Origin of the sequence: Merdimonas faecis, assembly GCF_001754075.1 — a bacterium.
Classification (GTDB): domain Bacteria; phylum Bacillota; class Clostridia; order Lachnospirales; family Lachnospiraceae; genus Merdimonas; species Merdimonas faecis.
In genome coordinates this window covers 126115-136285 of record NZ_MIEH01000017.1, presented here as the reverse complement: position 1 = coordinate 136285, position 10171 = coordinate 126115, and the positions used below count along the sequence as shown (strand labels likewise).

The 10171-nt window shown below is 46.0% G+C and carries 10 protein-coding genes and 1 rRNA gene; 1 reads left to right on the top strand and 10 read right to left on the bottom strand.

The window, feature by feature from the left end; genetic code table 11:
* From BKD12_RS08630 to ilvD, 4 genes are all read right to left on the bottom strand, one after another.
* Positions 1-103, bottom strand: a 16S ribosomal RNA gene (locus BKD12_RS08630); the annotation flags it as partial.
* Between the two features lie 457 nt (positions 104-560).
* Positions 561-773 carry a tautomerase family protein gene (locus BKD12_RS08625; protein ID WP_070088927.1) on the bottom strand — a complete coding sequence of 71 codons (213 nt, stop codon included), beginning with the start codon at positions 771-773 and terminating at the stop codon, positions 561-563.
* Positions 774-831: 58 nt separating this feature from the next.
* Positions 832-1818, bottom strand: a complete 987-nt coding sequence (locus BKD12_RS08620) for an ornithine cyclodeaminase family protein (RefSeq protein ID WP_070088916.1) — start codon at positions 1816-1818, stop codon at positions 832-834.
* 71 nt (positions 1819-1889) lie between these two features.
* Complete coding sequence (ilvD, locus tag BKD12_RS08615; RefSeq protein WP_094078746.1) at positions 1890-3557, bottom strand: dihydroxy-acid dehydratase; 1668 nt, start codon at positions 3555-3557, stop codon at positions 1890-1892.
* Between the two features lie 142 nt (positions 3558-3699).
* On the opposite strand from ilvD, the gene BKD12_RS08610 reads away from it, so the two are divergent.
* Positions 3700-4572, top strand: coding sequence for a LysR family transcriptional regulator (locus BKD12_RS08610; RefSeq protein ID WP_070088915.1), 873 nt, complete (start codon positions 3700-3702; stop codon positions 4570-4572).
* Between the two features lie 11 nt (positions 4573-4583).
* Here BKD12_RS08610 and BKD12_RS08605 read toward each other — a convergent pair whose 3' ends face one another.
* The 6 genes from BKD12_RS08605 to BKD12_RS08580 are packed head-to-tail and all read right to left on the bottom strand — an operon-like array spanning position 4584 to position 10094.
* The gene (locus tag BKD12_RS08605; protein WP_070088914.1) at positions 4584-5231 is read right to left on the bottom strand and encodes a YczE/YyaS/YitT family protein; all 648 of its coding nucleotides are present in this window, start codon (positions 5229-5231) and stop codon (positions 4584-4586) included.
* Positions 5215-6099: a PfkB family carbohydrate kinase gene (locus BKD12_RS08600; RefSeq protein ID WP_070088913.1), complete on the bottom strand. Its 885-nt coding sequence runs from the start codon at positions 6097-6099 to the stop codon at positions 5215-5217. Before BKD12_RS08600 ends, BKD12_RS08605 begins: the two co-directional genes overlap by 17 nt.
* Entirely contained in the window at positions 6083-7078 is a 996-nt protein-coding gene (locus BKD12_RS08595; protein WP_070088912.1) for a ComEC/Rec2 family competence protein, read from the bottom strand. Before BKD12_RS08595 ends, BKD12_RS08600 begins: the two co-directional genes overlap by 17 nt.
* Positions 7079-7094: 16 nt before the next feature.
* A complete protein-coding gene (locus tag BKD12_RS08590; RefSeq protein WP_070088911.1) occupies positions 7095-7988 on the bottom strand; it encodes a carbohydrate ABC transporter permease in 894 nt (297 codons plus the stop codon).
* 4 nt (positions 7989-7992) lie between these two features.
* Positions 7993-9237 carry a sugar ABC transporter substrate-binding protein gene (locus tag BKD12_RS08585; RefSeq protein WP_070088910.1) on the bottom strand — a complete coding sequence of 415 codons (1245 nt, stop codon included), beginning with the start codon at positions 9235-9237 and terminating at the stop codon, positions 7993-7995.
* 17 nt (positions 9238-9254) lie between these two features.
* Positions 9255-10094 carry a carbohydrate ABC transporter permease gene (locus tag BKD12_RS08580; RefSeq protein WP_070088909.1) on the bottom strand — a complete coding sequence of 280 codons (840 nt, stop codon included), beginning with the start codon at positions 10092-10094 and terminating at the stop codon, positions 9255-9257.
* Positions 10095-10171: the final 77 nt, after the last annotated feature.

Sequence of the window (10171 nt, the reverse complement as noted above, 5' to 3'; positions counted from 1 at the left end):
AATCGTCATTCCGAAGAAATCTAATTTAAGCGCTTCGCTCGACTTGCATGTGTTAGGCACGCCGCCAGCGTTCATCCTGAGCCAGGATCAAACTCTCGTAAAAAAGTTCTCTCTCGGTCCAGGAAAAACTACTCGCTTTTCCTATCCCGTTACTTACTGTTTTTGGGTCGGCATCTTTCGATGCCTTTCTCTGAATTATTCTTCTCAAAAGAATCTTCAGGGTCGTTGTCTATTATTTAGTTATCAAAGTTCTTGGTGTTTCCGCTGTTTTCGACAGCCATATTAGATTATCACATCTTCAAGCGTTTGTCAACAGCTTTTTTTATTTTTTTCTGCTGTCCGTTTTCGCAGCTTTGTTTCCGCAGCGTTCACTTGCGACAGCTGTGATAGAATATCATGCAAAAAACCAAATGTCAACCCTTATATTTAAATTTTTTTCACCTTTTTTCTTACCCCGAGTTATCCACACTCTATCCACATCCTTCCCACATAACTTATCCACATTTCGGGGATAAAAACCAATTGGGGACGGGGGATTTCCAGAAATCCCCCGTCCCCAATTAAAAGTTGGCCTCTACATACATTTCTTCTTTTGGTGTTTTTTCCACCACTTCTTCCTGCCACTGTTCTTTCTCTATTTCTTTTACTGATACGGAAAAGAATTTTGTTTCCATATTCATTTCTTTTGCAAGAAAGTCTCTTGTCTTTTCTGCAATATCTTTTTTTACTTCCTCGCTTCTGCCAGGATACATCTTGATTTCAATATGCGGCATTTCTTTTCCTCCTGCCTTTCTATATTTATTTCCCACAAAATTTATTTCCTATAAGCTCCTAGCCCCATTGGATTCCAACGCCAGCCTCTACAGCTTTGTCATAAATTTCTTTTGCTGCCACCAGATCCTGAGCCGCTACGCCTACTGTCTCGAATACAATGATCTCATTGTCGTTCTCTCTTCCCACGACTTTTCCAAGCAGCACATCTCCAAGATCTCCGGTGAAGTCGTCTTCTGTGATGATTCCCTGCTCCAGCGGGATCAGAATATCGCCGGACTCGGACAGTACCGCATCACGGGAATCAAAATATATCTTGGACGCTCTCGGAAGGATCGCCGGATCCATCTCCTGCATATGATGCTGGTAAGCTCCCACACAACTGATGGTTGCTCCCTGTTTTACTTTTGTTCCGTCAAATACTGGTTTAGAGGAAGGAGTTACGGTGATGATCAGGTCCGCATCATCAATCGCTTCATCAGAAGATGCTGCCGCCACGATCCTTGTGCCGTATGCTTTCAGTTCTTCCTGCATCTGTTCTGCAAATGCCTTTGTTCTTTCCGGGTTCATATCATATACACGAACTTCTTCCAGCTTCCGTGCAGCCAGCATTGCCTCCAGCTGAGTAGGCGCCTGTCCGCCTGTTCCGATCAGCGCACCGATCCGGCAGTCCTTTTTAGCCAGTACGTCAAACGCTGCACCGGAAGCCGCACCTGTACGAAGCTGTGTTACATAGGTTCCGTCCAGAACCGCTGTCACAAGACCTGTCTTTCCGTCGATCAGCAGCACCTGCGCCGGGGAGGACGGAATTCCATTGTCAATATTGTGCGGGAAAATGTTGATGATCTTTAAGGACGCTGTGTCCATCTCTTCCAGATATGCCGGCATAAACAGGAAGCAGCCGTCATATTTCGGCGCCTGGATATTGGTCCGAAGCGGGATCTCACATTTTCCTTCCACTACATATTGGAATGCCTTTTTGTCCGCCTCAATGGCATCCTTAATTGTAAAAACTTTTTTGATATCTTCTCTTGATAACAGTAACATTTCTGCACCCTCCTAATCGTTTTTTAGATACCCTATATTTCTGCATTTTATTTTATCACAAACACTTTTCCTTATCTATACTTTGCATCCAGATCCCAGGGCTGCATAGCGCCCCCTTCTTCTGCAGGCCGGCACATTCTCGCAAAGATATTTAAGCAGCCTTTTTCTTCCTTTGGCGGAGGACATACCCAATTTTTTCTCCGCCTTTCCAGTTCTTCGTCTGATACCAGAAGGGAAACCTCTCCGCCCGGGATATCGATCACGATCTCATCCCCATTTTCCACGAGTGCGATATTTCCCCCGTCATAAGCTTCCGGCGATACATGACCGATAATGGCTCCATAATTGAATCCCGAAAATCTTGCATCTGAGATCAGACCCACACTTTTATGAAGCCCAAGTCCGATCAGCGCGTCGATACTAAGCATCAATTCCTTCATACCGGGCGCACCTTTACATCCTTCATAACGGATTACGATGATGTCTCCAGGCACAATCTCACCAGACTGGATCGCCTCAAACGCCGGACGGTCCCCATCAAATACCTTCGCTTTGCCTTTCATATATTTTACTTCTTCATACACAGCCGTCGGCCGTACAATTGCACCATTTGGCGAAAGGTTGCCCCGCAGGATCTTGAGCCCCGGCTCATGAAACAGCGGGCGCTCCAGGGAATGAATCACCTTGTTTTCCTGCGGCGTTACCATAGCCAGCATATCTTTCCAGGTGTTCCCGTACATTCCCGGGACATCCGTATACAATTTACTCTCCAGCATCTTCATCACATTCATGACGCCGCCCGCATAATGGAAATCTACCACTGTATATGGGCCGCTTGGCACAACTGCGTTGATACACGGGATCTCTTCTGCATATTTTTCAAAATCCTCCAGCGTCAGCCTGATACCCAGTTCGTATGCATAGGATAAAATATGAAGCACCGCATTGGTGGATCCTGCAACTGCCATATCAAACATGATAGCATTCATCAGCACTTCCCTGGTGATCAGCTGTGATGGCCTGCGCCCGGATTTCACCAGTTCTACCGCATATTTTCCAGCCTCCCGGGCCTTTCTGAGTTTTGCATTATCTGATGCCGGAATCGTGGAAGTCCCCGGCAGCACCAGGTTAAGTACCTCCCCCAGCATCTGCATGGTATTGGCGGTTCCCATGGACGGGCAAGCCCCAAAGGAAGGACAGACATTATCCTCCATCTCCATCAGTTCTTCTTCGGATGCTCCGGAGAATCTGGCCGCGTCCAGATCCGCCTCCACCACCGTCTTTCCACAGTATTGGCCCGGCTGCATGGAACCCCCGGTAACAACCATAGTTGGTATATCAAGACGCATCGCTGCCAGATAGCACCCGGCAATGATATTATCACAGGAGGCTGTCATCACCAGGCCGTCGAAATTGTGAACGCGGGTGACAAATTCAATAGACATCGCCACAATGTCCCTTCCCACCTGCTCATATTTCAGTTCCTCGGCTCCATTGGCAATATTGCCGCAGGTAGCCGGAATACCAAATTCCACCGGCACCCCTCCTGCTGCCCAGATGCCTTCCTTCACCGCTTCTGTGATCTGTCTTAAGTGGGCAGTTCCCGGAGAACCAGCCATGTAAGAATTAGGCACGCCGATATGGGGCTTTTTCCGAATATCACCATCTGAATATCCGGCCGCTTTCATCATAACTCTCCGGTGAGCTGCCTGCGTTCCGTTCCAGTATTCCTGACTCACATTTATCCCTCCTTCTTTCCCTTCTGTGATTGACAAAGAAATATCATATATGTTTATAATAAAACATCAGAAAACCATCGAAAAGCCAGAGAATTTAATGTTATCCTTAAGCATTTCTTATGGATACAGGTAAGGAGAGCATATGAGCAAATACAAAGTCATCCTGACTGTCTGTGAAGTCAAAAATATATCCCGGGCTGCCGAGTTGTTAAATTATACCCAGTCTGCGGTCAGTCAGACCATCCGGAAATTTGAAAAGGATCTGGGCGTCCGGCTCTTCCGGAGATCTAAGCGGGGAATGGAACTTCTGCCGGGCACAGAAGAGATCGCAGCCTCTCTTCGGATCATCTGCCAGGAGGAAGCCCGGATCGCCCGCATCGCCGAAGGTCTTAACCACCTGGAAAAAGGTTATATCCGCATCGGTACCATCCAGAGCATTTCCTATCACTGGCTGCCGGATATCCTGAAGACCTTCTCCGAACGATACCCAGGCATCCGGTTTGAACTTACTGTGGACGGATTCAGCGGACTAAAAGAAAAGATACAGTCCGGTCAGCTGGACTGTATCTTCGTTTCCCAATATTCTGTTCCTGATCTGCCATTTATTCCTCTTGGCACGGATGAACTAATGCTGGTCCTCCCTGCCGGTCATCCACTATCCGAAAAGATTTCCGTCCTCCTGGAAGATATCCGGGAAGAAAACTTTATCTTATCTTCCGATGGCCTGGACTATGAAACAGGAAAAATATTTAAAAGCAACCACATTTCTCCCAAAGTCCAATATCAGCTCAACGAAGACTTTGCCACATTAAAAATGGTAGAGCAGGGCTTCGGCGTCACGATCCTGCCCCGCCTTCTTCTGGAACAGGCTCCGTTCCGGGTATGCGTGCGGCCCTTTGACGCCCACTATACCCGGACGCTGGGCGTTGCCTGGTCTGATGCCGATAACCCGGCCCCGGCCATCCGGAAATTCCTGGAGTATGTACGTTCCTATGTATCCCAGACGTTCTACTAATATACTAAAAGTTACCTCTTCAGCAACGGCTCGCTGACATGCTTCCGGAAGAACTGGATCAGCGGTCCGTTAAGGCAGGCGTTGCAGATAGTACCAAGTCCGATGATAGTCCACAGGGAATCTCCTGCCAGCAGGCAGAAAATCACTCCCACGATCACCACGGTAACATCACTCCCCACTCTTCCGTAGTGGAAAGGAATCTTTCCCCCGGTCAGTTTCTCTATAATAATCGCCACACTGTCATAGGGTGCAACCCCCATCTCTGCCACCATATAAAAGGCCACGCCCAGACCTGCAAAAACAGAGCCCAGAACCAGGGCTCCGATTCGCAGGGGAAGAGTCAGCTCTACCTGTCCCGCGTCCTGCACCAGCCAGCAGAGGAGATCTGCTCCGTAACCCACGCAGACCATATTGACAATGGTCCCGGCCCCAATACATTCTCTGGCAGTAAAAAACACTACTGCCAGGATCATGGCATTCATGATCAGCTGCCAGGTTCCGAACTGCATGTCCAGGAATCCGCTGATTCCCAGGTTCATACATGTAAAGGCATCAACCCCAAAACCACTCAGACGGTAAAGACCAACGCAGAGGCTGATAAATGCGATCCCGGACACCATCATAACAGTTCTCTTAAACAGCTTATTTGTAGAATTCATGGATATACTCCAACACGTCTTTTTTTGTTCCTTTAAATGGTCCCGGCGTCTCCATCTTCAGCGAAACCAGGGCTGTACAATATAATAGAGCATCTTCCACAGATTCCTTCTGTCTCGCCGCAATATATCCCGCAAATGTTGTATCTCCTCTTCCGGTCCGCCCCGAAAGATTTCTTGCCTTAATTGGACAGGTATATATTTTGTTGCCGTCATACGCAAGCACTTCCGTATTATGGGTGATCACAATTTCTTTTGCACCCCATCCATACAGTTTTTTTGCGGCTTCTGCCCGGTCAGTCAGTCCTGTCAGAATTTCCGCCTCCGCCGCATCCGTCTTTAAATAATGGATCATCGGCAGATATTTCTTTTTTTCTGCCCAATCATGGAACTGCATGGAACCGTCCGCCTCCACATGCCGGAGCATACACTGGACATCCAGCGCAACCTTGCCGTGCCGGGCGGCTTCCTCAAGAAGTTCTCCATCAAAGTCGCCATAGACAAGACCGGCAAAATGATAGACATCTGTCTCTATTTCCGGCAGTTCTTCAAACCGAAACGGATCACATACGCCAAGAGATGTACACGCTCTTCTTTCTTTATCTGCTGTAAAATACTGATTTTTTATAGCACAGGTATGCGCAGACTCTCCCTGGTAAAGATCTGCCCGGATTCCCCCGAAACATCCGGAAACCGTAAGATCCTTTGAATTAAATTTACAGAAAATCGCTGTCTTTGCGCCGCTTCCTGCCGCCGCAAATCCAGAAGCCACCACAGCGCCGCCAATCTCGTTTCTTTCATTTCCTTCATAATCAATATTATGATCAAGGGATACCGGTCCGATCACCATCACATCATATTTCTGATTCATACGCTTTCTCCTTCGAAATATATTTTTTCTCTTTAATTTCCCCTTCTTCTATACGAAATACCAATGCCTGATGGGGCGGCACCTGTTTCCCCATAACCGGCGGACAATCGGAAAAAAATATTTTCACTCCACTTTTTTCCAATTGTATCATGACTTTTTCATCTGCGCTGTGATACTTCTGGTCACTTGACGCACAGCACACAGCTATTTCCGGGGAAATCTTCTCCAGAAGTTCATCACTGATACTATCTTTCTGTCCGTGATGTCCCAGTTTAAAAATATTCGCCCTGACAGAATCCTCTGACAGATCTTCGTATCCTTCACGATTGGTATCACCGGGGAGCAGTATCGAAACGCCACTCCATTCCACTCGCAAAATCAGGCTTTGATTATTCATTCCTTCGTCCAGGCAGGATACTCTCTGTAAAAAGGATTCCAGTATTTTATCTTCAAAAAGACTTACCAGATCTCTTTCAACAGCTGCCAGTCTGTTTTCTGACGGTCCGACAACCTTTATGCTCCTGTTCTTTCCACAGAACAACTCTGTTCCTTCTGAGACTTTACAGATTTTCCCACCCTGCTTTGCAACGGTTTCACACAATGCCTGATATTGATTTAATGCCTGTATAAACCTGTTCTGCGCAGGTGCTTCTGCAAGTAAAGGATCAATCCAGTACATTTTTTTGTAGAACTCCGGCGAAAATCCCTGCCAAAATTCTTTCACTGGATATAATTGAGCTATTTTAACCAGACCGCCCACATGATCCTCGTGTATATGTGTACAGACCATAAGATCCAGCCGCTCTATTCCTATTTTTTTTAAATACTTCCATATGGGAATACGTTCGGAGGAACGCGCCTGATACTCGCGTTCCTCCGAACTTCCTCCATCAATCAATGCTGTAAATGTATGGCCCGATTCTTCCCATTCAAGAAGAATCGCTTCTCCATAACCGACATTAACAAATGTAAGCTTCATATATTTCTCTTCTTTTCTACTTTATAGCCCTCTTGATATAGAAACTCGACAGGATGAGTACAATAATCAACATTACCACGGCTCCGGCGCTGCCAAATCCAAAATCGAACGTCTTGATACCATAATTGTACAGATACTGTGTAATCGTAGATGTACTGTTTGCCGGGCCGCCGCCAGTCAACAGATTTACCTTATCGAACAACCGGAAACTGTCGATGGTTCTTAACAGTGCGCACAGAGCCAAACTCTTTTTAATATTAGGTATTGTGATATAAAACAATATCTTAAGCGGGCCTGCGCCGTCCATTCTCGCAGCCTCATACTGTGACTGCGGAACAGACTGTAAAGCTGCATAAAGAAGCAGGAACACAAATGGAGCGCACTGCCATACATCAATCAGGACCAGCATACCAAACGCTGTTTCAATATCCGAAAACCAGTTGTATACCGGAATATGTAAACTCTCCAAAAACTGATTGACAATTCCGTAGTTCGGAGAAAGCATCATTCTCCAGATCAGCGCCACTGTTACCGTGGGAAGCAGGTAGGGAAGAAGCAGCAGTGTACGCATGATCTTCTGCCCTTTATTCAGGCTGTTTACAAATAACGCCATGATAAATCCTACTAACATTTCAAACACTACAGTCAGGATTGTAAACTTTACAGTGTTCCAGACAGACTGCTGGAAATAGCCGTCTGTCAGGATATCTGTATAATTTTTTATACCGGTTGCATTTACCGATCCGCTCATCGTTCCCAGCAGGTTATAATCCGTAAAACTGTATACAAATGTGAAAAGCAACGGATATACGGTCATAATTGCCAATACGATAAAAGTAGGAGTAATCATGGCTGTGCTGAATCGTTTTGCCTGCACAGCAGATTCACTTAAATTATTTCTCTTTGCCATAGGATCACCTTGCCATCAGTTCTTCTAACTCTGTTTGCGCATCATTCAGACCTTCTTCTACTGTTTTTGCTCCGTTGATAATATTATCCATTTCGGAACCAAGAGTGGTATAGAATTCTGTCCACTCTGCAATAACCGGACGGTATACGCCTGTCTCAAGCGCTTTACAAACCACCTCATACTGCGGATATTTTGCAAGTACCTCTTCATCCTGAAGGCTTGAATAACGACATGGTACTCCGCCAGACTCTACAGTACTATACTGCACGTCTTTGTCCATCAGATAGCTCAAAAGTTCTGTTGCAAGTTCTTTGTTCTGGCTGTTTTCCGGAACACCCAGGCACCAGATTCCATATACGTTGGACGCGAATGCCTCTGCATCACTGGTAGCTTTTCCGCTCATCGCGATATAATCTGCCGCAGAATCAGCTGTCGGGGTATACCATCCCGGCCATGCAACTCCCATGGTAGCTGCGCCGTTATCAATCGACGCTACCAGGTCATCTTTTACCTGTGCTTCGCCGGTTCCGATCAGTTCTACATAATAGTTCATTGCATCAATAAATTCATCGCTGTTTACAGTAGGCTGATTCTCCTCATCTACTACCCATCCGCCATAAGAAAGCAGGATCGGAAGGAAGTCAACTACCAGGTTGTTCTGATTGTCTCCACGATAAAGGAATCCGTTCTTACCATTTGCTTTTGCCTGTTCACAGATATCAAGAACCGCTTCCAGCGAATCCACGCTATCCACCGTATAACCGGCTTCTTCTACATTCGCCTTGTTCATCATCAGAACGGTTACATTTCCATAATATGGAGCCAGATAAACGCTATCGTCTACATAGCAGATAGAAGTAGTTGCTTCGATGATATCATCATCCAGTTCATATCCAAGATCAGAAAGATTCGCCAGCACACCCGCTTCTGTATACTCTGCCATCCAGGAACCGTCAACCATTACCAGATCATACGCTCCTTCTGCACTGGTTGCATTTAACGCCACAGATGTATGAAGATCTTCTTCGGAAAGTTCCTGTACATCAATGGTTACGTTATGTTCTTCTTCAAATGCCGGGAGACACTCTTTGATTACATCGGCATACACGCCGCCTCTTAATGCAATGGACATGGTAGTGCTTCCATCTGCAGATGCCTCTGCACTGTCTCCGCCGCCGTTTCCTCCACATGCTGTGAGAGATAATGCCATCATTCCTGCTAAAATCATACATAAACTTTTTCTTTTCATTTTCTTCTTTTCTCCTCTTAACCTTTCACCGCACCACTGGAAAGACCTGAAATCAGGTAATTCTGTGCGAAAATAACAAATAATGTAATCGGAATCACCGATATCACTCCGCCTGCCGCTACCAGCCCGAAATTTGTCAGACTGTCTTCGGTATTCAGCAGAGCCAATGCTAACGGCACTGTATTATTTACAGAACTCCTTGTGAAAATAACCGTATAGGTATATTCATTCCATGCATACATAAAAGAAAGCATGGATACTGCTGCAACTCCCGGTGCGACAAGAGGCATGACGACTCTTGTAAACAACTGCCACTCCGTTGCTCCGTCTACCTTGGCACTTTCTTCAACCTCTTCCGGAATTTCCTGGAAGAAAGACAGTAAAAACCAGATAATAAGCGGAACATTAATCAATACACATGCAAGCATTACCGGAACCTTTGTATTGATCAACCCTACCTGATTAAACATGATGTACAGCGGTATTACAAATGCAACCGGCGGTAATACACGCACCAGAAGCACCCAGTAGGTCATCGGCTGTTTCATCTTAAATTGAAACCTTCTTCTTGCAATCACATACGCCGCACAGATTCCCACAAGCAATGATATGATCAGGGAACCAAATGTCGTCTGCAAACTGTTTGCAATTGCCTGTCCAAATCCTTCATTCTGGAATAGATCTGCAAAATATTCCAACGTCACTGCACCAGGGAGTAATGAAATATTCCCTTCCATTTCACTTACAGGACGGATTGCCATGGCCACCAGCCAGTATATCGGAAACAGAGAAATAAACAGGAAGAAAATACATCCTATCATTTTTCCGATAAAGGCAGCCTGTCTTTGCTTCTTCATTCTCTTTCTGACTCCTCCTTTCAGAACATAGCGTATCGCTTAACGGGTTGTATTTTAGCATGTTAAAAAATGCTAAT

Coding starts and splice junctions, on each gene's coding strand:
- BKD12_RS08625 (WP_070088927.1), bottom strand. CDS start 773: ATGCCGCATATTGAAATCAAGATGTATCCTGGCAGAAGCGAGGAAGTA.
- BKD12_RS08580 (WP_070088909.1), bottom strand. CDS start 10,094: ATGAAGAAGCAAAGACAGGCTGCCTTTATCGGAAAAATGATAGGATGT.
- BKD12_RS08605 (WP_070088914.1), bottom strand. CDS start 5,231: ATGAATTCTACAAATAAGCTGTTTAAGAGAACTGTTATGATGGTGTCC.
- BKD12_RS08585 (WP_070088910.1), bottom strand. CDS start 9,237: ATGAAAAGAAAAAGTTTATGTATGATTTTAGCAGGAATGATGGCATTA.
- BKD12_RS08600 (WP_070088913.1), bottom strand. CDS start 6,099: ATGAATCAGAAATATGATGTGATGGTGATCGGACCGGTATCCCTTGAT.
- BKD12_RS08610 (WP_070088915.1), top strand. CDS start 3,700: ATGAGCAAATACAAAGTCATCCTGACTGTCTGTGAAGTCAAAAATATA.
- BKD12_RS08620 (WP_070088916.1), bottom strand. CDS start 1,818: ATGTTACTGTTATCAAGAGAAGATATCAAAAAAGTTTTTACAATTAAG.
- BKD12_RS08590 (WP_070088911.1), bottom strand. CDS start 7,988: ATGGCAAAGAGAAATAATTTAAGTGAATCTGCTGTGCAGGCAAAACGA.
- BKD12_RS08595 (WP_070088912.1), bottom strand. CDS start 7,078: ATGAAGCTTACATTTGTTAATGTCGGTTATGGAGAAGCGATTCTTCTT.